Raw genomic sequence first — 22,420 nt, 5'->3', positions numbered from 1 at the left:
ATGTTATGCTTTAACACTCGCTTCTACACCATTAAAGTTATTTGCAGATTCATCTAAAGATTCTGACATGGGGTTGAGCTGTGCTTGTACGTCTTTATTTGCATTATCAAAGTTTTGTTTTGAAGCCTCTGCTTTTTGGCCATGCTGAACAATTGAGATACAATCGGTATCGCCGATGGGGCAGGTGGCTTTGCTGTCTTCCAGCAAAATCTTACCTCCATTTGTAAGAATCGTATCCTCATAAAAGCCCGACCATTTAGTCACTACTGCATTACAGGGTTTATTGTTCATTTTTGAGCAGGAACCGAACATATTTTTTTCGAAAGTTGCACCAATATCTTTGGTGGTCGCAATCGATTTCTGGCTTCCATCTTTATCATTCGCATATTCTTTGGTATGTGTAAGCACCTTTAATTTATCTGGTGCCGATCCAAATTTGCACATGCACTGTGCCCCCTGAACTACAATATGTTTCTCTGCCATTTGTTACTTATTTAGTAAACGGTCCCAAAATCCTTTTCTTGATGTTTGCCTATCAATCATCACTATTTCCGTTACCGGCAAACCTTTAACATTGGTATCCAGTTCAAAGTCCTGATCAAATTCTTCTCCACTTTTTGGAATCACCGTAATTTTCACCTTCACTTTTGATACAACTGGCGCACCATAATTAAAATCTGAAACTACAGATATGACTCTTCTGTATTTTGGATGTAAAAGGTAATATCCTTCATAATTGCCTGTAGCCCTATTTGCAATATATAAATCGTCTTCTAAAGGTTTAATGATACCATTGTGCAATAATTCTATAGCTCCAAAACTATTGGTTTTTCCGCTTAATTTTTCTTCTGTTATATAGCCCTCTACATTAAAACCGTTGGCTATCGGAAATTTATATATCGATTCAGTTGTACGGTGCTGTCCATATTCTTTATAAAGCGGTTTAAAAAAAGTCTGGATAAACCAATCATTCGAAAATGCAACCTGTATGCTGTCTGGATTGTTAAGCAATTTTTCCATTCGTTCGATATAATTTTCAACCAAAGTGCCTTCAAAATCATTAAGGATTTTAATTTTTACAGATTGCCATCTTTTTAAGATTTCAGTACAGTTGTAAACAGTTTGGAAACCTCCGTTTTGATCAACAGTAATTACAAGTGGATAAAATACCTTTCCGGCGGCATACGCCAAACGATCGGCCACCAGATCGGGGAGGATTTCGTTAACAAATACATCTCCAACCCGATCGATCTGAAATAAAGCCTGCCCCTCTGTCCCAGGCTTTAAACGGGTTACCTGAACTTCGTACTTTACTTCGTTGCTATTTTCTTCGCCCTCGTTAAAAGTGATTAAAACGCCATATTTTACAGACTGTTCTGCCAGCCATTCTAAACGAAGGGCATTTACACCTGAGTAATATATTGTTTTATTTGAAATGTCCATTTTATTGGTTGTGCTATCTATTTCACAAAAGGATTATCTAATAGTGCGTTTGATATCAGGTAAAAAGAAAGCACCAAACTTACTATCGATAGGATTCCGAAAAAAACTATGCAGCGTACTAAATACAATACCCAAACCGTTTGTATTTTTCTTATCAAAAAATCAGCAAGAACGAACAAAATAGCTGTTGGAATACTAATTACCAACCCAAATTGTTTTATGGTCTGCAAGATGGCGGCGAAAGTAATCTTATCTGCAAGGGCACCAAAACTATATATAAAATATAGTGTAACTATTGCAGTAGCTAATAAAAGAACAATCAAAAACTGAATCAATAGCCGGGGTATATTTTTCATAGTTATTTCTTTTTGTATCCAGGATTCTTTCCTGAACTGAAGGCACCTCTCAATCCCTGTTCTACCTGTGGCCAAAATTTTGTATGACTTAAACTGTGTGATACCATAGCTAAATATGGTACCGTACCAGGTCTGGACATTAGATCGAGTTGTTTATCCTTGTCAGCAACCAGTTTTGCATGATATTTTGTTACCAATTTGGAGTATATCTGTAAATCTTTCCTCAGTTTGGTAATTTCAGTATCAAGGCTACCAAAAACCGCAGGCTCTACCAGTTTGTCGATTACCATAGTAATCAATAACAAGGTAATTGGGTCTATAAACTGGCTGAACAGGCGCATTAATACCTCTTCCAGATTGTTTTTTTGTAGTGCACCCACTGTGCCTGTAATAAAACCTTCGCATATCACTTTTTTGCCACGACTGTGATAAGGATCATGAGTAGTAATATTAATATCCTGAATACTTAATCCAGCTGCCTGATCGGCAGGGGTCCATGCGTTAATTTCGATGCTATCTGTTAAGCCAGTATTTTCAGCAAATACCCTTGCCAACAAGTGCAAAATATAACTATCCTTTTCACTGCTTTTGATATCGAACAGCTGGTTTAAAACTGCAACTCCCTGGGCTAACCTCAAATTGCCAACAAATTTAGCTTTACTGTAACCCGTATTCGCATTATTGTAATTGCTGTACACATCGAAAGTCCATTGCAAAAATCTTTTAAGTATCGCAACAAAACCATCCCTTTCTTTGTCTAAAGTTGGCTTATTAACATTGATCCCCTGGATATATTTAATAAATTCCTGCGTTAATACATTTGCACCTTTAAATACCTTGGTCATTTCACGCCATATAATCTCGCCTTCTTCTTTTGACATCCATAAATCGAGCAAGTTAGCTTTAAGCGCACCGGTATCTACCTCTTCTAGTATTTTTAGGCCTTTTTTAAAATTAGCCATGTTAAAATTCTTCAAAAACACCTCAAGATTTACCAGACTAAAATCGGCTACGAGTCTCTGTGTTAAATCGTACTCGTTGTGTACGTTAATGATTTTACAGTCTTTGCGTATTTTGGAATGGTTTAACTGATGTTTCTTTTTAAAAAAGGGAGTAGAGAGATAAGTAATGCTTTTTATTTTCCAGGTTTCTGGAAAGCGCTTATCTGTTGCAATAAGGTTGGTGAACTGGTTAATTACATTCCCTCCATGAGAGTGACCAATTAAGTGAAGATGCACTTCTTTCCTTTTAAAGCCTGAATAAACCCTCACAAATAAATCGAGCAAACGATCTGCTGCTTTGTTTCTTTCCAAAGTATCGTTATCGCCAGACCAGCTAAAAAAGTTACCTTCGATATGAAGATTAAGGTACTGCGGTTTTAATTCTTTGATCTTATTCCAAAAATTTTCCTTGCTTGCCTGCCAATACTGCGTATTTGCTTGGTGTTTTAATCCCTGTGTATTTATTGGATCGGTAGTGCCAGCAACAAACATTACAATATCAACGATAGTTTTATCTTTTGTGGCCTCAGGTACTACAAACCTCGGCTTCTTAAACATTACATTCGTCATAGCCTGCTTATTTACCGGTGATATTTATTTTTTTGTTAGATGCTAAAATCAAATTTTCGCCTAAGGCAACAATTTCCACCTTTTCGGCACTTTCCATATGCGTTTGCGATGTTGAAACATATTTATCCGAGATGGTAATAAATAAATTTCTAGCGGTTTTCTTAATGGCCATGTTAAAAGAGATTTGATTTTTCAGCACTGTTAATCTCTACCGTTTTTTCGGAACTCTCCAACAGCATATTTTCCTTGGTGCTAAAAATGGTGACCTTTTCTGCATACTGCGTAGAATCCTGTGCACTCCTGGTATATGTTTTCTCTATCAGCTCATTCTTGTTGTTTGCTGTTTCGCGCATATCGCCGGTAGCGCTGATGTTGATATCCTTACCGGCAGTTTGTATAATATCCTGGTTGGCACTTGATGTAATGTTTTCGCCTGCGCTTTCTGCAATATTCTTACCTACACTCACATCCATATTTTCCTGTACATTAATCTGCATGTTCTTGCAGTTTAGGGTCATGTTCTCTAGTGCCGTAATGGTAATATTATTGCCTTTGGTATCAATATGAATAATATTATTATGGATATCCGTGATTTTTATCCCCTGACTGTTTGCATCATCATCAAACTCCACCAAATGCCCGCTTCTGGTAATGATACTCTTCAAGTGGTTTTTAATTAAAGGGCTGCTATCAACGCTGGCACTATGGTAAACACTTCCCATTACTACGGGGCGGGCCACATTTCCTTCTTCAAAAGCAATCATTACCTGATCATCAATCTCTGGGATGGCAAAATAACCACGGTTATTGCCCCTGTCGCCTACACCTGCACTTGGCGTAACCACTCGCAGCCACTCGGTCACATCGTTTGTTAAACATTCCCATTTAAATTTCACTTTAATGCGGCCCTGGCCCTGTGGATCGTTGTTATCGATCACATCTGCCAGTTGCATATCAGGTTGAGGCTTTTGGAAGTTTTTTACCAGAATGCGCTCGGTAGTAGCTACTTTTCCTTCAAAATTATTGTGGTATTTACCGTTCTCATCAATATGGTGTTTAATGCTTGTAATGAGGAATTTACCCAGGCTTTCTGTCGAAAAAGAAAGTTCTTTTCTTAAACTCATCGTAATTTCGGCAATACTGCCTATGCTCAAACCGGCATTATCCCCTCTTGCGGTCACTTTTAATAGCTCGCTGGTATTGGCCTTTTCTTCGTTTTCGACCAGGCTTTTAATATCGCCGTTATTATCTACACGTATTAAGGAGGGCTGGTTGAAGGTTTTACTGAAAGTGAGGTTGGAAGCTTTAATGGCATGTGATAAATCAGGAGTACCATCTACTTTGCCTGTGCTCTCACTCAGCAACATCTCATTTTGTTTTGGATTGTAGGAAAAGCGTTTATTTTTAATCGGAGCGATTTCCATTGCATATTGCATTTCCTGAACATCTCTTCCGTAAAATAAACCGATTTCTTTTTGTGTATCGGGCTTGCCAAAATTAAGCTGTTTACCATCATAGAAAAACCATTCGTGGTATTCGGCCGAAAGCCGGTTTAAAAAGGCAAAATCACTTTCTCTATATTGAATGATGTAATCGATCGGTGTGGTTCTTGCCGCATTGGCGACTACTTTTAAATCGTTGGCCGGTGTATCCTTTGTTGCTAATTTTACGATCTCATTCAGGTCTTTATCCAAATATGAACCTAGATCTGGTCCGCGATCAATTAAAATTGTCGGACTATAACCGCTTACGATTACAATGCCGTGATAACCATGATTTTGTGATAATTCGACTTTAGAAATCAGGCCGACAAAGTTTTGCATGCCTTCCGGAGAATGACCAAATGATGCGGTTAAGGTTTTACCCACAAAATCCCGGCTATCGTCCAAACTGATCAAACCCGGAGCACCCATTTGATCATGGTTAAAACGCAGCTCAAAATAATGGTGTTCGTTAAAAGCCTGTGTGAGGCTGAAGGAAGCAAAGTGGGTAATTTCCTTATCCTCTATATTGATTTCTGCAATGAGTTTCTTTTCCATATTAATTAATCTTGATCACAAAAAATACCCTAAACTAAATCCAGTTGTTGATTTTTTTAATGCATATCCAGAAATGATTCCATTTTATGTAAGGCATGTTCAGATAAGTTTTGTGAGTGGCTGCCGAACCAAACATTTTACCTGGGTGGTAATTGTTTTTTACTACAAAATATTTGCGTTGGTTAGACATAATTGAGCTTTAATTGAGATGTCATGTGGAAATTACCGCAGGACTGAAAAGTATTAATTTTAGATATTAGGTAGATAAAAAATAGGATTGAACTAAAAGCGACCGGTGTAAACCAGTCGCTTCAGTTTAATTATGTCTGATGACTAAGCTTTAGGCCAATCATTTTCGTGTTCTGCGTTACCCAGTTTTAGTTTACGGGCAGATACTACGAAACTTAATGTCATCGGTGTATTGTCGTTTACCGCAATACCTTCATTATATTGAATGATGTAACCGTCTTCGAAAGACAATTCTTTCATTTTTGCATCTTCTTCGCCTTTTTTGAAAACCAATGTTCCAGAAAGCGGCTTATATTGGTTATTAACCATTGATTCGATCACTGAAGTATCTTCAGTTGATTCGATTTCGATGTGGATGGTACCACCATAAACACCTGACGATGGACGGCCTTTGGCGTCAACATCTCTATTTAATGAAAAGCTGCACTGTAGTACATCAAATTCTTTTGATCCTAAGTTTAAACGGGTTTTGAATGCCATTGTAGTAAAATTTAAATGTTTTTAAATGAATGAATTGCGTTGAGCGGTTGGCGTGGAGAGCATGGCGTTTTAAACCTTATACCCTCAACCTTTCTACCCTCAACCTTAGACTAGGCTTTTGGCCAATCGTTAACATGCTCGGCGCTGCCTAATTTAAGCTTTCTTGCTGAAATCTGGAACTTAAGCGTCATCGCGTGATCGCCAACAATGTTTATCCCTTCGGAATATTTAACAATGTAACCGTCTTCGAAGTTAACTTCTTTCATTTTGGCATCTTCCTCTGTTTTCTTGATCAGAAGGGTTCCTGTAATAGGTTTGTACTGGTTGTTTACCATCGCCTCGATTATTGAGGTGTCTTCGGTTGATTCGATCTCAATATCGATGGTACCGCCGTAAACTCCGGAAGAAGGTCTTCCTTTAGCATCTACATCGCGGTTTAACGCATAGGCACAGTGAAGCACATCGTACTCCTTGCCCGCAAAATTTAATCTAGCTTTGAAAGCCATAGTTTTAAAATTTAAAGGTTAAAAAATTGATTATTGTAGCCTCTGCTACTGTATTCATTCAACCAAATATCAGGCCAAAACTGGGATATAATGCTCATTAATAAGCGGTAAACAAATGGTAAAAAACAGAAAATTTATGTTTATCGCCTAAAAACGCAGTTATAGATTGTGTTTTTAGTGGAAAAGATGTGGAAAAATCCGAACCTATCTTTAATGTTACAAACACATTATTAATCCAGAGTGTACAATAAAACTGTAGCGATTATACACAAAGTGTAGCGTTTTAGGACAAGCTGAATACCAAATCATTAAGATGGTCTGCGAGGTCACAGACCATTTTGCCTTTAAATCAACTGTGATCCAAATTTTTCCATCTTGGCCAGCCATTTTTGACTGTAATGATTTTCAAGCGAATGCAATTCGCCAATCGTATTGGTGAGTACAGGACTCATTCTGCATTTTTCAAAGACATTTTTTTTGATGGAAAGATAAGTTGTTTTTTTATTTGCTTTCCATTCTTTAAAGGTTGCCTCATCTAAAATAGATACAATTCTTCCTGAACGGCCGCTAAAGTTATTATTTACATTTTGCTGCTGAGCAGTAAAAATCTGATCGGGCATAAATAAACGATCAAAAAAGCCTTTAATTTTTGCGGGAATATGATCTACGTATACCGGACAAAAAAGCACAATATGATTACTTTGCCTAATCGCCGTTAAGGCTTTCTGCAAATCGGGTTCTAACTCGGCAATCTGTCTGTTATTAAACAGCTTGTTCGAATTAAATATCAGATCGATAATGGCCAACTCCCTTACGGTAGCTCCAACACTTTCTGCACCTTGCTTATAGGCGTTAATCAGGAAATTTGTAGATGCGTTTTTTTCAATATCCCCATTCAGAATAAGTACTTGCTTCATTTTTTTTGATTAATCTGATCAGGCCGATGCATTACAAAATTATAAAGAATTTGTTAAGTGTTATGCATAACCCATAAAAAAACCCAACGCTATGGTTGGGTTTTTATTTTCAGCTATCAAAAACTATTGCTGATTATACTCTGAACTCCATGTGGTACTTTCATCTTCACCTTTATGTCCATCCAGTTTTACTACAAAACTTTTGGCCGGAAAATATGGCGTAATGTGTATATCCAGGTGGATTCTGTCTTTTTGTTGTTCATCTCTTTCGAAACGCATGATCTTAAATCTTTCGATCAAACGGTCAGCACCCTGAATACCATCTAAGAATTTCACAATCTGACCACGTAAATCCTGTTCTGTTTTAGAAGTCCAGTTTTCGAATGCCCTTCTGTTCAGGAAATCGAATAATACTTTGGTAATGTAATCGAATACACGTACAACGGAATAAGTCTGTAAACCGATGTTATCGCCATTAAATAAGGTTTTGGCAGAAAAAGCCATTACTTTACCATATTCATTAACCATTGGTACCAAGCCTACTCTCTCCAGGTGAGAGATTTCACTTTTCTTTAAATCAAATTTTACGCCATCTACTTCATTTATGGCACCATGTTTTTTACCTGCAGTAACCTGCGACATTAAGGTATAGTACATTTTACCTGCAAGTGCAGCTGATCCAGGTACAGTTAAATCATCCTCCTCACCCACTTCGGCAACCTTACCACGGCCAACAAGCCAGTTACAGGTCATAATTACATTCGATCTAAAGGCGTCAGCTCCTGTAAAGTTAGCTGCTGTAAATAAATCAAGTACGTCATCAGGCTGATCAAGATCTGCAAAATCGGTTACCAACATCGCTTTATTGTTGTGCGCAATTTTACCCCATCTTTCTACCACTTTATTAGAACCCATGTAACCCGGCACCACCATTAACGAATAGTTATTACGGAGATCCAAACGGTCGTAATTCTGCTTTAACTCATCATCTACATAATCTATAAAACGAGGATTATCAAGATCTTTGATCTGATCCATCGATGCATTTAAAAGCACTACGTTTTTAAGTTTGTCAGATTCTGTATTTTTATAGAACAAATGCACCGAACGGTAAGCCTGCTCCAGTTCTCTGGTGCTTTCCAACGCTGTGCCAATATTTTTATTTAAGTTTTCTTCTGCAGCATTAAGTTTTTCTGTACTTTTTTCAACCATATCAGCCACAGAGGTAGAAGACTCAAGCACATCTATCCAAAGCTGGATTTTCTTTTTCAGTTCTTCACGTTCTTTCTTCTTTTCATCGCCGGTTAAAAAAATCTGTTTCCGGGCTTTTCTTTCAGGATTTAAATTCTGAAGGCCATCAACTGTCGCTTCTAACAAATCAAAACCGCCAACCCTGGCCAGTTTTTCTAAGTTATCCTTTAGTGATGTTTTTTCTATTGTTTTGCTCTCTGCCGGTTTAAAACCTGCTTCGGACGTATTTTGGTCTGCTTTTAATTCTTGAGGGTTTGACATGTTTTTTCAGCGTTAAGATTATTTATTCTGCTCCAATTCATCAACAAAGTTCTTTAATGCATTGATGAAGGCCGATTTAGTTTCTTCATCATCAAGTGTAGCCTTTAAGGTTTTGTTCGATTTTAATTGTTTGATTACATTAAGCGACATTTCTTTCTCAATATTCACGTTGGTGAGGTAGTTACTTTGGTTGATGATGTTTTTCACACCAAAATCGCCCAGATCGTTAAAGTTTAGGGTTTCGCCAACGGTAGATCCATCCTGCTTTTCGAAAGCAACCTTTACATTTGGTTTATAATGTTGGAATACATCCTTTACCGTTTTTAATCCTTCAACTTTTTCAGGTTTTATCGGATCGTTATCTGTAAGTTTTTGTACAAAAAGTGTTTTGTTGTGGGCAATTTCTGCGAAAGCTTCTGAGGTGTCAATTTTCCGCTCGTTTCCACCAATTTCATAATTAAACATAGTATGTAGATTTAGGTTTACAATTAATTTGTTTTAATAATATAATAGTTAACGTTTTAACTCAATTTTTGTTCTAATGTAACGACTTCTGGCTGAATAATATCCCATTGGAGTTTATCTTCTTCAGGATGCTTGCTTACTACAATCTTCGATCCTTTTTTCAGCTCGCCCGAAATGATGTATTTGGAAATGGGGCGACGTAAAAGATTCCGGATAACAGCCGATAACTGCCTTGCACCATATTTTGGTGTAAAACCATCTAAGGCGATCATTTTCTTGGCATCATCTGCTATTTCAAATTCGATACCCAATTTGTTCAGCGATTGCACTAAACTGCTCAGCTGAATTTCAAAAATGCGTACCACATTGCTTTCGTTAATCGGTGCAAATGGAACAATTTCAGAAATACGAGCTAAAAACTCAGGGCGAAAATGTCCGGCCATTACCTCCATCAATTGGTTCGAAGCAGGAATAACACCTTTTCCAATCTGTTCGGCAATCCATTCGCTACCAATGTTCGAGGTGAAAAGTATTAAGGAATTGCTAAAATCACCTTCCTTACCCAAGCGGTCGTGCATGTGGCCTTCATCTAAAATTTGCAGAAAGGTGTCGAAAACAGAAGGGTGTGCTTTTTCAATTTCATCAAACAATAGTACAGAGTATGGCTGCTGTCTGATTTTATTTACCAATAAGCCACCTTCTTCGTAACCTACATATCCCGGAGGAGCCCCGTAAAGCAAGGCGGCACTATGCTCTTCTTTAAATTCGGACATATCAAACCTGATCATCGCCTTTTCATCGTTAAACAGGAATTCGGCAATTGATTTAGCCAATTCGGTTTTTCCCGTTCCGGTTGGCCCTAATAAAAAGAACGATCCGATGGGCTGCCCTTTTTTATTTAGTCCGCTACGCGATTCCAATATGGCGTCAGAAACAGCTTTTAAAGCCTGGTCCTGTCCTACCACACGCTTTTTAAGGTATTGCTCCATATTGAGCAGTTTTTCCTTTTCGCCGGCCTGCAATTTACCCATTGGGATGCCTGTTTTATAGGCCACTATAGAAGCAATATCCTGTTTGGATATACGGTCGCTTTTTTCTGCAGCATATTTTTTTAATTCCTGAAGGCTACTATCGATATAACCCTGGTATTCATCTGCGGTTTCGAAAGCATCGGTCTGTGTCTCATCGGTTAACCTTCCTAATAAAACCGGACTTAATTTATTCTGAAGTAATGAAAAAAGCCATTTATAATCTGCAAATTGATCAGCTTCTGATTGTTCCTGGTTTGCATTCAGTGTTTCCAGCTCTGTTTCCAAACTATCAATTACCTGATCAGAGGTATCATTCATCATTTTCATCGCCGCCATAGTCCTGTCTAACAGATCAAAAGCTGAGTCAGGGAGCCTTCTATCTTTCATATAACGTTTGGCCAGGCGTACACATTCGCCCAAAGCATCGGGCTCAATGCTTAAAGTATGGTGTTCTTCGTATTTTACAGCCAGTTTCTGCAACATTTTAATGGTGCTCTCTTCATTTGGCTCATTTACCTGAAGCACTTCAAAACGCCTGCTAAAAGCCTGTTCCGGCTCAATAATCTTACGGTATTCATCAATAGTTGTGGCACCAATTACCGTTATTTCGCCACGTGCGAGTTCTGGTTTCAATAAATTGCCAATACCAGCACCTAATGGGCCTTTGCTATCTAATAAAGTATGGATTTCATCAATAAAGAGTACTGCTTTTTCAAACTGTTTTATTTCTTTAATGATGTTTTTTAAACGGTCTTCGATTTCTCCTTTGTAAGATGCACCCGCGATTAACGAACCTAAATCCAATTCGAAAAGCTGAACTGGCTTTAAACTTTCAGGAACGTTCTGATTTACAATATCAATAGCAAAGCCATCTACCAAAGCTGTTTTACCCACGCCGGCATCGCCGGTAAGAATTACATTTGGCTTAGTTCTGCGGCAAAGAATTTCCATCATTTGCCGTGTTTCTTTATCGCGGCCAATAATGGGGTCAGTTTTACCATCCCGAACCAGTTGTAAGCGATCTATGCAATATTTATACAGCGCATTGCCTGTACTTTTATTTTCAGCACCAGCGGTTGTTTTATCTGGCGAAACTACCCTCGAAATTTCTTCATCATTTACATAGAGATCCAAAATTTCGCGTTCCTTGATCGGAAAAGATTTTAACTGATCGGGCTGAAAACCGATACCGGGTTTTGCAAGTGCGGTTAACACACAAACCGGTGTAATTAAATCAAGTCCCAGCTTAATTCGTACATTATCCGATTCTTCGAAAATTACTGCAATTTCTGGCGCACCGTTAACTATATCGCTAAGACCTGCTGATTTCGCCTGCTCATCAATCCGAACTTCAGCCCACTCGCTTATGTATTCCTCATCCTTCCCAATGGAAGTAATAAATGATCTTAATCCAACATCTTTATGCATTAATCCTTTGAGCAAATGAGCCGCAGAAAATACTTCGTTTCTGTATTCTTTTGCCAGCGACTGTGCAATGTGCAATGCTGTTTTTACCGATTCGCTTAAGTTTGTAACTGCCATAGCCTTTAGTTGGTTGTAGGCAATACTGCCGGGTTAAAATTATTTTCAGTAATGTAGTAGTATATTTTGCCGTTTGAAATAAACTGTTGTTCAATCTGCGTAGCTCTTTTAATCTGCTGAACTGACTGATTTAATAATTTAATGTAAGTTTCAAACTCATCCAGCGGCATTTTAGAGGTATTCTTTAAATCACTTACCTTGTATTTGGCTAAAAACTCATTGTTTAAAGGCAAACCCGTAACCAGCTTAATGTAGTTACTTAAAGTCATTGCCTTGATATCACTTGATGGCATTTTCATACCCAAAAACTGTTTAGGCATTCTTACATAGTTTTTAACCAGCTTCCTTCTAAAAGAAGATTGATCGGCCTGAAGGTTTTGCCCCAGCATAATCGAAAATACATCTACAATCTGCTTGTACTCCATATTATTTAATACAATGGCATATTGTAAATTGGAACGGTTATTTTTTACTACATCAGCAGATAAGTTAGCAGTAGTGTAATATTTAAAAGCATTATGCGGCATGCGGTCTGCTACTTCTGCACCAACAGGTTCTGGCAATAAAGCTTCCACCTCAGCAGATAGGTTTTTACGCGATATACCGGTTAAGCGGAAGGCGCTATCCAACGAGCTGATCTGATTATAGATATCTGAATTGGTTTCTTTTACAAAACGACGCAGGGCGATCGTCATACTCTGGTTTGAATTTACTGATCCTTTGGTCGGGAAAACCACACCACCCTGGATTAAACTGTTTTTAGGATAATCTAAATAATAAGAAATAGAATCCTGTAAACTTGTATTATAAGGCTGAAAACTTTTTAATCCTTCACCTTTTACCATCGTATTTTTTCTGTATTCTGCAGAACGGATAGCAGACTCCGAAACGAGTTTGCGCGATTGGATAACAAAATCGTTAAACGACTGGTTAAAATCACTGTACACCTGTAAAGCTAAAATGCGGGCATCGGCAAGGGCAACCTGTTCGCTCAGCTCATTAATCAGATAATTGTTCGTTCCACCTGAATTTCCGGTACTACCCACCAATATAATTAAGTTGGTTTCGTTCTTTTTCGCTTTAAATAAGTTTATTCCTGCTTTTAACGCGCTAAAAACCGGTTCTTCCGAAATCTCGCCATTACACCTCATGGTATTTTTTGCCTGATTTGATAAGAAAGTCATCAATTTCCTGTAATCATCCTGGATCGGGCTAACAAAAATACCCTGTTGTCCACATCCGCTTTCACCACGGTACACTACACCGCCAAAGTTTACTTTGGTTCCTTTACCAAAATCGCCCATAATATTTTCGAAAGACGCAATAGTATTGGTCATTCCGGAGAAATACTTAGTCATCGGGCTTCCGCCATCCACTACGAAAACAACATTTACTTTTGTTTTATTTTTGCGCAGCTTCAGGTAATCCTGATAGGAAAGTGAAGAACCATTAATAGTTAATAGCTTATTGTCTTTTTTGTTGTAAACATCTGCAGCAATACCTACCATGTTGCCGCCCTCATCATTTGAAACAACAGGCACACTACGCAGGATCAGGTTTTCTCTTGACAATAAAGGATCTATTACGAAAGCTGTTCCTTTATCAATGCCATTTTTAATGGCCAGTGCGGTTGAATCATCCGTATCATAGTCGCCTGGTTTAACGGAGGTGATGTACAAACGATCTCCCCAGCTATGTATAGCCTCGGCAGAAACCCATCCATAAATACTTTTTAAGGCTGTATCTGCAACCAGCTGATCGTCAGAACCGATCAGGTATTTTTTGCCATCTTCCGATTTTTTATAGATGTAGGCAATTTCATGCAATCTCACCTTGGTGCGTCTGTCTTTAAGTTCAGGCGTGTTGTAAACCAAAATTGAATCGGTCGTATCGAAATAGAATTTCGGCTCGGTTAACGCATTTTTTCCATTAACTATACCAATGGCCTTTTCAGCGTAACCCGTTTTTTGGTTAGAGAACGCACGTTGCCATAAAAGTAGTTTGGATTTGGCAATCCACCCATAACTGATGGCGCTTTTTTTATCATTAATTTTTCTTCCCCTGATCATTCCCGCTTTATACTTGATCAGTTTCAGATAGCCATTTTGCTCTTTTGAAACATAAAAAGGTTCCATAAAGCTGATTTTTTTCATAATCAGGCTTCCACCTGGTGCTGTTGTTGTATAATTATCTTCACGATCGGAAAAAACAATCCACGGCAAACTGCTGCTGCGGGTGTTCTCGTTAACATTTATCGTTTCAGCTGGCCTTTCGTATGATTTAGGCATGTATTTTACTTTTTTGCCAAAGGATGCCGGTGATTGTGCATAGGCAAAAGATATTCCTAAAAACAGGATGGTTAAGGCATAATATTTTTTCATATTCTTTGTAGATGAGCTTAAAATTAGGTTAAGATGTTAATCTATTTTGTTTTTGCCGGAGCATCAGTAGTTGCTGTTGCTTCAGGCTGGGCCGTTCCCGAGTGTTGTTTAATATTTAATAAACTGGCACAGGTAGAGTTGGGCTTAATGGTCAATTGCGCTTCATCCACCGCTATTTCTCCTCCAAAAGTCAGGCCCATACAATACGAATAAATATCAGTCTGTTTTTTCTTACCATTCATTTCTACATTTACAGTTACTTTTTCGTTGTTGCACATGTATTTGTTAATGAGATAGTAATAATTTGCGTTAAAATCAGCTCCGTTGGCAATGGCTTGCAGGCGTGCCCTGATATCATCAATGGTTTTACGTTCTCCATCGCCAGGAGCAACCAGGTCATCTACGATTTCGGCATTTGGATCAGTAATTAAAATGGTTAAAAAAGCGGGCTTACGGGCTTTATCCGACCGAAGGCGAACTACGTATTTCCCTGGTGTGCGGTAGGTGTATAAGGCCGTTTTTCCTTTTACATCCACCCGGCCGGTTTCGCCGAACGACCATTCGAAGTCTTTTCCTTCTCCATCACCCTCAAGCCTGATCTCTTCGTTAACCAAACCAGCGGTAGGGCCACTAATGGTTAACACACTATCTACAGCCACTGTATGAACGGTATCACGTACAGTAACCGGAAATTCCTGGCGGAGTTCCCCATCAACAGTTAAGCGTACAATGTAGGTGTCGGGTTTGGTGTAGTGGTACGAACCTGTTTTTGTTGTGGCCTTTTCGCCATTACCAAATTCCCATAACCATTTTGAGGCCTTTGGGGTATTATCGGTAAAAACTAAATCTTCGTTTAAATAAATTTCATCCTTAAGGATCCTCGCATCAATTGTCCTTTTTTCGAACAATGAACTTTTAAATAAAAAGATCAGGCCTGTTAAGAGCAGTACAGCCAGCAGGATGTAGAGAATAACATAGCCTTGCGAATTTGAATTAACTTGCTTGGTGTTTGTGTCAGACATAGGTAGCGTTTTTTATAGGTTGTTTGGTATTTTATCTTGCAGATATTGTTTGCTGTAATTGCCGTCTGTTGGTAATACAATCATCTAACTGTCTTTTATGCAGCTCAATATCTGAAATATTTCTGTTTTGTTCTTGTCTATCGTAAAATAATCTATCGTATAACTGTGCAGTGTGAACAAAGATTTTATAGCGTGAATCTGATGCCTTGCGGTCAAACGCAGCTTTTATTGAACCTAATGAAAGCTGGATATCGTTCTTTAAAAAAACGGCCTGCACATTTGGGTTATAACGTGTGATCTGTTTAAACGTAGTATCAATGGTTGGCATGGTTTCTTTCACCATATTTTCGAATGCTTCGTTCTCGTTAATCTTAACTTCCAGTTCTTTTTTAGAAATTTCGTACTTCGACTTATTGCTATAAAAAATCCCAAAGCTCAAAAGCCCAACAGTGAAAACGAACAATGCTGTAAAAAACAAGAATTGTTCACGTCTTTCTTTTATGCTTATTTTAATCATGATGTTTTAATTACTTGCCGTACCGACCGTTTCTAATTTTTTGTGCTGCAGATTGATTTGCCTTTTGGCACTCGTTTATACGTTCTTTGTACCGCTGTATATCGCTCCTTGATTGGAAAAGCGAATCTTGTAAATCGGCCATTGCACCAACATTATTGTTTAGTTTTCCGTACAGATCGAAACTCGGACTTGGTTCTGTTTTTTTAGAAATTAATTCTTTTATCTTATTATTAGCGCTCTGGATATCACTAAGCAGGATACTTTGCTTGCTCATTTCATTTGCATTATAATCGCGATATTGGGCAAGTTCTTTGAACCGGACCTGAATAAGGTCAAAATTTGTATTGATATCTTTTCTTAGGTAAGATAATTTATCGCTTTCCTTTACCTTTTTATCAAGCAGGGTATACTCATAGTCGGATGCGGCAAAAAAAAGATAGATACAGAGAATGGAGAAAAGCGTTAGAAATACAAAGTTGAGAATGAACCTCGTATAAGAAGTTCTGATTTCGATGGCATTGATGGGTTTCATAGAGCATTAAATAGTTTTCACATAGCATTAGTTTTCACATTAATCTGACATCTCTTTCACCTTAATCACTCAACCTTTTTCAAACTAACATTGTCTATAACAATTTTTAATATTTGTTGTTTGATAATAAAAACGATTTTATTTATTTTACTTTTAGCAAACTTTAAGCCAAATCCTTTATGTCTGAAAATTTTTACAACAAACCCTTCAGATTTAAGTCTCTTTTCTCAGGTACTGGGCTTCAGCCAACTGACCTTGGAAGATCGATTTCGCACCATATCGAACTGATCATTTTCACACGGTATGGGGAACACCGGTTCCGCAACGATTTTGGCTGTGAGATATGGGACCTTGACTTCGAATTAATCGTTAGTGAAAGCCTCTGGGAGGAAAAATTCCGCAAATCATTGCTTAAATCCATTACCGATTATGAGTTCAGGATCTATAATACTTCGGTTGAAGTACGCATTACGGAAGTAGAAAATGTATATCCCCTGCGTAAGATAACAGAGATCAAAAAAAAGGTTGATATTAGTGTACGGGCACTGATAAAAACCACAGGCGAAAAATATTTTTTCAACACCGCATTATTCCTCAGCCCGCTATCCACCTAATCTAAAACGCCCCAAATATCCTACACATGAAACCAGTTTTTTACTCATCTAAAGATGAAATCCGCAATAGAATTTTAAAAAATGCTGAAGATTTTTGGAATGTTAAAGACAGTAACGACTTCGATCCGCTGGTTAGGCTGATTATTGAAGCCTTGAGCAATGAGCTTTTTAATGTTGCCAATGATGTTAAAAATTTAGAGAACAGGATTTTTGATAAGATCAGCCGCATTTTAGCCCCCGATCATTTAACTTCTTCGTTACCTGCTCATGCCATTATGCATGCCAGACCGATTGAGCAGCAGGATTATCTTTCTCCTTATTCGCAGTTTGCATTTAAGAAAAACATCCCTCAGGAAAACGATAAGGCAAAAAAAACCGATATTTTTTTTAGTCCGCTGCATACCGTAAAAGTAAATAATGCAGCTATAAAATATATTGTTACCGGAAACACCCTGTTTAATGTAGAACAATTGGGCAAACAACCCATTCACAATACACTTCCCGGTACTTCGGTAGAGAAAAACACGATGTATATCGGTTTTAGTGGAATTAAAGACTGGATGGATTTTAATAAACTGAACTTATTTTTCGACTGGAAAAATTATTCGGTGCCTGAAAACACTTATGATCTGCTCTCGCTGGGAAAATGGTTCTACAAAAATAACGAACTCGCGGCCTATACTGAACGTTTTATGGACGAGCCTTTAACGGGTAAGGTACAGGCACCTTTTCATCACAAGCAATTGCTTAATCTGATTAAAGCGGATGTTTTACAGTTTTACAGCAATAGGTTTATTACCCTGGGCGACCTTAACGACTTCAATATCGACGAAAGCGGGGAACTCCCTCCAGCGTTTTCAAACCTGTTTCAACCAGCGGTTTTAAACCAAATCGATAATTCGGTAAAATGGCTTAAAGTAATTTTTCCGGCAGCGATAAACCAGGAAATGCTGAACGAGCTTCATATTTATATCAACGCGTTCCCGGTAGTTAATAAACGGTTAAGCCAGATTAAACACCGGCTTAAAACGATGAAAAATATTATCCCAATTAAAACGGAATCGCTGGACCAGATGCTCGCGGTAGAAAACCTGAAGGATAATAAAGGGAAAAGTTATAACGAAATTCCCTACACCAACGAGAATGAAAAAGGCGATGGTTCTTTCTCGATCCGATACGGAGGAACGGAGCGTTTTGATACCAGGAATGCAAAAGAACTGGTTGATTATCTTTTTGAGCTTTTACGTGATGAAAAAGCAGCTTTTACAGCTTATGGACCTGATTTTTTAAGTACCATCCTTAAAAACCTGGAGCAGAATATTGCCCTGATTGAACAAAAAAGTCGATCGGCGCTGAAAGATATTAAAGAGTTGCCAAGCTATATTGTATTAAAACCGATTGACGATGCGGACATTTTATTTTTGGATATTTGGGTTACCCAGGCCGAAGAAGCCAACCACATCAATGCCGGTAGCCGTTTAGTGGTATACGATAACAATAGAGTAAATGCTGAAAGTATCTTTTTATTAAGCCAAACAAAAGGCGGCCGGTCAAGATTGAATTCCACCAACCGGGTGCAGGCTTATAAATATGGCTTAACCACTGCCGACCGGATTATTACGAAGGCTGATGTGATCAATTTTTGCCGTTACGAACTGGGCAACAAATTAAAGGGAATTACGCTTGCCAAAGGTTTGATTATGGATAATAAACCTAATGCGGGTTTTATTAAAACCACCGATATTCTGATCGAGCCTGCAGATCAGCTGAACCTGAGTACACAGGACTGGGAAGAACTGTTGAGCTTGACATTGGCAAAATTAAATTTAAGAAGCACCATGAATATACATTACCGCTTGCTGTTGAAGCCGACGATGTATAGGGCGGTTTAAGGTTGTGATAGGACTTAAAATAAATACCGTCATCTCAACTGGAACGTAGTGGAATGGAGAGATCTATTTAGACAAATTTAGCTTCGCTGAGCAATTGTGGTTCTTGATTTCCTTGCACTCTTCGACGGTATTATGAAAGTTCGATCGTGTAGAATTGTTTGATGCCTCGCAAGGGCAACCTCCTTCGGTTTTCCTGCAGGCCATTATTATTTAAAGATAAACCGTATAACCTAAATAAGCACTTTCACCACCCTCGCTCAATACTGTTTCCTGATAATCGGCTGCGGTAAGGAGCTCTACATTTACTTCGGCATCAACAGGCATCAAATAACTGATAGCCATATCCAGAATGGCCCTGTTTTTCTGTCCGGGGATAAATTTAATCAATTCCTGTGGAAAAGTAGGGCCAATATTAATGTTATACGCTTCATTTTCGGGCATAAAACTATCGCCTATGATGGTATCGATACCCAGCGCACTCCCGCCCAACTGCATCTGCATTCCTTCTGCGATTTTTACCGGGGCAATATTAGCGGTGGCATCCACAATAGTAAGGGGCAGGTTAAATAATGCGGTTAGCACCTTCGATACAAAATCGATGTCGTTTCGTTTCTGCTGGATCTCAGGCAGCAGGTGCATCCAGATAATACTCTGCTCTTTATTGAGCAGATTAAACTCATCCCAGCCAAATTCAAAAATCTGACTTAAATCGGAATAGGTTGTTTTTTTATCGAGCATATTCTCATATAGCTCGGTCATAATTCTTACATAATTGATCTCGGCATCAAAAGGTGTAAAAAATAACCTGGCCTCTTTTTCTTCCTCCCTCCTGTCTCTGATGTCTTTAATCATCGATTCCTCGTCCATGCCTGCACTACCGGTTGGCGGACGGTGAAAAAGTCCTTCGGGGAGCATATCATACAAGCCTTCGCGGTTGGTATTGATGCGGATGCGATCTTGTCTTCTTTTTTCAGAATAATAAGTTGTGGCAACCTCGATATCTTTCGCAAATGCACGTTTATCAGGTCCCAATGGGATAATTTCGATCCGATCGGCATCAACCACCTTACGTTCTATCAGGTCGGCAGCGTGGGCAACGGCCTTATAATCTGTAAATAGTTCGTTATTAATCAAAGTTTCTTTTTTCATTAAACTTTAAGGCTTCATTTTTGTTATAGGTTAAATTTTAATTATCAAAAAAATAACAATTATAATCAAATACTAAGATACTATATTTGTAGTACATCACATCTATAAAAATTTAATGGACGTTCAATCATTTTTTATCCGCTTTCTCTTATTCCCGCTGATTTTCATGGTATCAACAGCGGTGCTTTCTATCATTAACAAGAAGAACCAGTTTCTCAATAACAAACGACTCATCGTAAGTGTTCTGTTAATTGGCATTATTTTGGCCATCCCGGGGTTTTTAGGCTTTCTAAACTTCAATTTTATGCCCTGGGGATACATTATCTGCTGTATCTTTTACCTTTTAATGGGAACGGTTTTCGTTTACCTGTTAACCAAATACTACCCGAAGGATATGCTGGAGCGTAAAGTTTTTATCTTTTTTGCCACATTAATTTCGACCATTTTATCTGTTTATTTATTTCAACTGGCCTTTAACTGGTTAAGTGCGGTAAATTTTGGGTGGTTCGGCGCGGGCAGTATTGCCTGTTTCTTTGTGCCACTTATTTTTTGGTGGGCTTATGTTTCCTTATTGGAGATTCCATCAGAAATTTACAAAATTTGGAGATATCCTGATACGCCACTGGATATTAACATGGACCACGTAGACTTTAACCGTTTATTGGTATTGGAACTTGAGCTTTATAAAAAAAGCAGTGATCCTGAGCCATTGAAAGTAAAGGTAAAAGCGGTAGAAAACATGAACTTCGGTATCTGGTTCCACAAGTTTATAGATGATTATAATTTAAAGTTTGCCAAAAGTCCGGTGGAATTCAGGAGCGACGATATGGAAAATTATAAATGGATTTTCTTTATTAAAACTTCCTTCTTTAAACGGAATATCTTTATTGATCCGGATCTGGATATTATTGAAAACGGCATTACCGAAAAAATGACGATTTATGCTAAACGGGTATCTGAAAATATTAACAAACCAAATGAAGTTGGAGAAAGTGCTATCTTTATCTAATCTATAATTAAAAACATCTACCATGATAAAGCCGCTAAAATATAAATCCATTAACTGGATTAATGGCATGAAGCTCTCCAGTGATCATTTTACCTTGAGTGATCTCTACTTGCAGGACTTTGTACGCGATGCCGCCTCTCTACATTTAAACAATAGCAATTACGGATTTTTACCCCCTTTTTCGGGTTATAAAAGTTCGCATGATATCGAAATTATCGAAAAAGCAACTAACCATATCGAGGTGAGGGTAAGGTATTGTAATGCCATTACACCTGAAGGTTGCCACATTGACATAGTACAATCTGATAATATGGATACGCTGGTACACAACCACTATTTTGGGCAGTCGGAGCCGCGTAACTACTTTATTTTATTGGTAGTGAGTCCGTTTAACCGGGCGCCCGCTGGCACACCAAATCCTGAAGAAAGCCCGATTCGCTACCCTGAACTAACTAAAAGCTATTCCATCGCTGTTTTACCAGAAAGTGAAGTGAATTCGCAAACAGCAGACAGCTATTTTCTAACAATTGGACAGGTTTATTATGAGAACGGCAGATTATCGATCAACAATAATTATATCCCGCCAAGCTCAACCATAACAAGCCATCCGGCGTTAATCAGATATTATGAGTCATTCAGTGTTTTATTGAATGATTTACAATTGGCCGCATTTAAGATTATTGATAAAACAGCAGGCCGCGATAATATCACTCCTCTTGGCAAGAATATCCGTCTGATTTCTGAGAAGATTGTAGATTATATTGCAGGTTTATTTTACGAATACCGAAACATTGCACACCGCGAATCGCCGGTTGTTTTAACTGGTTATTTTTCCAGTTTGGCACATATCTTTTTTACAGCTATAAAACTGATTGATCCGCGTGAACGGGAAGAACTGCTTAAATATTTTTACGAGTGGAAAGATGTAACTCCAGGAAACTTTGAAGAGCTTTTAGCTAAAACCATTGAATTGGTTTACGATCATAAACAGATTAACAACAGCATGGTAATGGCCAACGAATTTATGAATGTGTTGGTAGCCCTCTGGAATAAATTGAGTGGATTAGAATATATCGGGCAACGCAAGGAAAATATTGTGGTTGCCGAACAGCAGGTTGTACAACAGGTACAAGCCAGAAAAACCTGGACTTTGCTGGATTAAAATTATTTCTCGGAGTAAATTTTGTAATTAA

General features: G+C 38.2%; 21 protein-coding genes. 4 read left to right on the top strand and 17 right to left on the bottom strand.

Features of this window, described 5'->3' with window-relative positions:
• Window positions 1-3: 3 nt before the first annotated feature.
• From IM793_RS15120 to tssO, 16 genes are all read right to left on the bottom strand, one after another.
• The gene (locus tag IM793_RS15120) at window positions 4-483 is read right to left on the bottom strand and encodes a DUF4280 domain-containing protein (RefSeq protein WP_193422729.1); all 480 of its coding nucleotides are present in this window, start codon (window positions 481-483) and stop codon (window positions 4-6) included.
• 3 nt (window positions 484-486) lie between these two features.
• Window positions 487-1,443, bottom strand: coding sequence for a hypothetical protein (locus tag IM793_RS15115; protein WP_193422727.1), 957 nt, complete (start codon window positions 1,441-1,443; stop codon window positions 487-489).
• 17 nt (window positions 1,444-1,460) lie between these two features.
• Window positions 1,461-1,799: a hypothetical protein gene (locus IM793_RS15110; protein WP_193422725.1), complete on the bottom strand. Its 339-nt coding sequence runs from the start codon at window positions 1,797-1,799 to the stop codon at window positions 1,461-1,463.
• A gap of 2 nt (window positions 1,800-1,801) precedes the next feature.
• Window positions 1,802-3,370, bottom strand: coding sequence for a hypothetical protein (locus IM793_RS15105; RefSeq protein WP_193422723.1), 1,569 nt, complete (start codon window positions 3,368-3,370; stop codon window positions 1,802-1,804).
• 7 nt (window positions 3,371-3,377) lie between these two features.
• Complete coding sequence (locus IM793_RS15100; RefSeq protein WP_193422721.1) at window positions 3,378-3,542, bottom strand: hypothetical protein; 165 nt, start codon at window positions 3,540-3,542, stop codon at window positions 3,378-3,380.
• Between the two features lies 1 nt (window position 3,543).
• Window positions 3,544-5,409 (bottom strand): type VI secretion system Vgr family protein, encoded by a 1,866-nt coding sequence (locus tag IM793_RS15095; protein WP_193422719.1) that lies wholly within the window; start codon window positions 5,407-5,409, stop codon window positions 3,544-3,546.
• Between the two features lie 333 nt (window positions 5,410-5,742).
• The gene (gene tssD / locus IM793_RS15090; protein WP_025141860.1) at window positions 5,743-6,138 is read right to left on the bottom strand and encodes a type VI secretion system tube protein TssD; all 396 of its coding nucleotides are present in this window, start codon (window positions 6,136-6,138) and stop codon (window positions 5,743-5,745) included.
• Window positions 6,139-6,248: 110 nt separating this feature from the next.
• Window positions 6,249-6,644 (bottom strand): type VI secretion system tube protein TssD, encoded by a 396-nt coding sequence (tssD, locus tag IM793_RS15085; RefSeq protein ID WP_121284536.1) that lies wholly within the window; start codon window positions 6,642-6,644, stop codon window positions 6,249-6,251.
• 344 nt (window positions 6,645-6,988) lie between these two features.
• Window positions 6,989-7,561 carry an NAD(P)H-dependent oxidoreductase gene (locus tag IM793_RS15080; RefSeq protein WP_193422717.1) on the bottom strand — a complete coding sequence of 191 codons (573 nt, stop codon included), beginning with the start codon at window positions 7,559-7,561 and terminating at the stop codon, window positions 6,989-6,991.
• A gap of 123 nt (window positions 7,562-7,684) precedes the next feature.
• Entirely contained in the window at window positions 7,685-9,073 is a 1,389-nt protein-coding gene (locus IM793_RS15075) for a DUF5458 family protein (RefSeq protein ID WP_132399639.1), read from the bottom strand.
• An 18-nt stretch (window positions 9,074-9,091) separates the two neighbouring features.
• Complete coding sequence (locus tag IM793_RS15070) at window positions 9,092-9,538, bottom strand: hypothetical protein (protein ID WP_193422716.1); 447 nt, start codon at window positions 9,536-9,538, stop codon at window positions 9,092-9,094.
• Window positions 9,539-9,594: 56 nt separating this feature from the next.
• Window positions 9,595-12,111, bottom strand: coding sequence for an ATP-dependent Clp protease ATP-binding subunit (locus IM793_RS15065; RefSeq protein ID WP_193422714.1), 2,517 nt, complete (start codon window positions 12,109-12,111; stop codon window positions 9,595-9,597).
• Window positions 12,112-12,116: 5 nt separating this feature from the next.
• On the bottom strand, window positions 12,117-14,492 hold the full coding sequence (gene tssR, locus IM793_RS15060) for a type VI secretion system protein TssR domain-containing protein (protein ID WP_193422711.1): 2,376 nt from the start codon (window positions 14,490-14,492) through the stop codon (window positions 12,117-12,119).
• Between the two features lie 41 nt (window positions 14,493-14,533).
• Window positions 14,534-15,514, bottom strand: a complete 981-nt coding sequence (locus tag IM793_RS15055; RefSeq protein ID WP_193422708.1) for a PKD domain-containing protein — start codon at window positions 15,512-15,514, stop codon at window positions 14,534-14,536.
• 31 nt (window positions 15,515-15,545) lie between these two features.
• Complete coding sequence (locus tag IM793_RS15050) at window positions 15,546-16,031, bottom strand: type VI secretion system transmembrane protein TssO (protein ID WP_193422706.1); 486 nt, start codon at window positions 16,029-16,031, stop codon at window positions 15,546-15,548.
• Between the two features lie 10 nt (window positions 16,032-16,041).
• Window positions 16,042-16,563 carry a type VI secretion system TssO gene (gene tssO / locus IM793_RS15045; protein ID WP_121284543.1) on the bottom strand — a complete coding sequence of 174 codons (522 nt, stop codon included), beginning with the start codon at window positions 16,561-16,563 and terminating at the stop codon, window positions 16,042-16,044.
• A 179-nt stretch (window positions 16,564-16,742) separates the two neighbouring features.
• On the opposite strand from tssO, the gene IM793_RS15040 reads away from it, so the two are divergent.
• Window positions 16,743-17,177, top strand: coding sequence for a GPW/gp25 family protein (locus tag IM793_RS15040; protein ID WP_121284544.1), 435 nt, complete (start codon window positions 16,743-16,745; stop codon window positions 17,175-17,177).
• 26 nt (window positions 17,178-17,203) lie between these two features.
• Window positions 17,204-19,069 carry a type VI secretion system baseplate subunit TssF gene (locus IM793_RS15035; protein WP_193422704.1) on the top strand — a complete coding sequence of 622 codons (1,866 nt, stop codon included), beginning with the start codon at window positions 17,204-17,206 and terminating at the stop codon, window positions 19,067-19,069.
• A 210-nt stretch (window positions 19,070-19,279) separates the two neighbouring features.
• Here the strand turns inward: IM793_RS15035 and IM793_RS15030 are convergent, their stop codons facing one another.
• Window positions 19,280-20,218 carry a type VI secretion system baseplate subunit TssG gene (locus tag IM793_RS15030; protein WP_193422702.1) on the bottom strand — a complete coding sequence of 313 codons (939 nt, stop codon included), beginning with the start codon at window positions 20,216-20,218 and terminating at the stop codon, window positions 19,280-19,282.
• Window positions 20,219-20,333: 115 nt separating this feature from the next.
• Between IM793_RS15030 and IM793_RS15025 the strand changes: the two genes are divergently transcribed.
• Both IM793_RS15025 and IM793_RS15020 read left to right on the top strand, forming a co-directional pair.
• Window positions 20,334-21,227, top strand: coding sequence for a TssN family type VI secretion system protein (locus tag IM793_RS15025; protein ID WP_121284547.1), 894 nt, complete (start codon window positions 20,334-20,336; stop codon window positions 21,225-21,227).
• 22 nt (window positions 21,228-21,249) lie between these two features.
• Window positions 21,250-22,389: a hypothetical protein gene (locus IM793_RS15020; RefSeq protein ID WP_193422700.1), complete on the top strand. Its 1,140-nt coding sequence runs from the start codon at window positions 21,250-21,252 to the stop codon at window positions 22,387-22,389.
• The last annotated feature ends 31 nt before the right edge of the window (window positions 22,390-22,420 follow it).

It is taken from the genome of Pedobacter sp. MR2016-19, from assembly GCF_014947265.1.
Taxonomy (GTDB): domain Bacteria; phylum Bacteroidota; class Bacteroidia; order Sphingobacteriales; family Sphingobacteriaceae; genus Pedobacter.
The sequence above is the reverse complement of the archived record's forward strand: the minus strand, read 5'-3'. Positions and strand labels throughout refer to the sequence as shown.

Coding starts and splice junctions, on each gene's coding strand:
- IM793_RS15120 (WP_193422729.1), bottom strand. CDS start 483: ATGGCAGAGAAACATATTGTAGTTCAGGGGGCACAGTGCATGTGCAAA.
- IM793_RS15115 (WP_193422727.1), bottom strand. CDS start 1,443: ATGGACATTTCAAATAAAACAATATATTACTCAGGTGTAAATGCCCTT.
- IM793_RS15110 (WP_193422725.1), bottom strand. CDS start 1,799: ATGAAAAATATACCCCGGCTATTGATTCAGTTTTTGATTGTTCTTTTA.
- IM793_RS15105 (WP_193422723.1), bottom strand. CDS start 3,370: ATGACGAATGTAATGTTTAAGAAGCCGAGGTTTGTAGTACCTGAGGCC.
- IM793_RS15100 (WP_193422721.1), bottom strand. CDS start 3,542: ATGGCCATTAAGAAAACCGCTAGAAATTTATTTATTACCATCTCGGAT.
- IM793_RS15095 (WP_193422719.1), bottom strand. CDS start 5,409: ATGGAAAAGAAACTCATTGCAGAAATCAATATAGAGGATAAGGAAATT.
- tssD (WP_025141860.1), bottom strand. CDS start 6,138: ATGGCATTCAAAACCCGTTTAAACTTAGGATCAAAAGAATTTGATGTA.
- tssD (WP_121284536.1), bottom strand. CDS start 6,644: ATGGCTTTCAAAGCTAGATTAAATTTTGCGGGCAAGGAGTACGATGTG.
- IM793_RS15080 (WP_193422717.1), bottom strand. CDS start 7,561: ATGAAGCAAGTACTTATTCTGAATGGGGATATTGAAAAAAACGCATCT.
- IM793_RS15075 (WP_132399639.1), bottom strand. CDS start 9,073: ATGTCAAACCCTCAAGAATTAAAAGCAGACCAAAATACGTCCGAAGCA.
- IM793_RS15070 (WP_193422716.1), bottom strand. CDS start 9,538: ATGTTTAATTATGAAATTGGTGGAAACGAGCGGAAAATTGACACCTCA.
- IM793_RS15065 (WP_193422714.1), bottom strand. CDS start 12,111: ATGGCAGTTACAAACTTAAGCGAATCGGTAAAAACAGCATTGCACATT.
- tssR (WP_193422711.1), bottom strand. CDS start 14,492: ATGAAAAAATATTATGCCTTAACCATCCTGTTTTTAGGAATATCTTTT.
- IM793_RS15055 (WP_193422708.1), bottom strand. CDS start 15,514: ATGTCTGACACAAACACCAAGCAAGTTAATTCAAATTCGCAAGGCTAT.
- IM793_RS15050 (WP_193422706.1), bottom strand. CDS start 16,031: ATGATTAAAATAAGCATAAAAGAAAGACGTGAACAATTCTTGTTTTTT.
- tssO (WP_121284543.1), bottom strand. CDS start 16,563: ATGAAACCCATCAATGCCATCGAAATCAGAACTTCTTATACGAGGTTC.
- IM793_RS15040 (WP_121284544.1), top strand. CDS start 16,743: ATGTCTGAAAATTTTTACAACAAACCCTTCAGATTTAAGTCTCTTTTC.
- IM793_RS15035 (WP_193422704.1), top strand. CDS start 17,204: ATGAAACCAGTTTTTTACTCATCTAAAGATGAAATCCGCAATAGAATT.
- IM793_RS15030 (WP_193422702.1), bottom strand. CDS start 20,218: ATGAAAAAAGAAACTTTGATTAATAACGAACTATTTACAGATTATAAG.
- IM793_RS15025 (WP_121284547.1), top strand. CDS start 20,334: ATGGACGTTCAATCATTTTTTATCCGCTTTCTCTTATTCCCGCTGATT.
- IM793_RS15020 (WP_193422700.1), top strand. CDS start 21,250: ATGATAAAGCCGCTAAAATATAAATCCATTAACTGGATTAATGGCATG.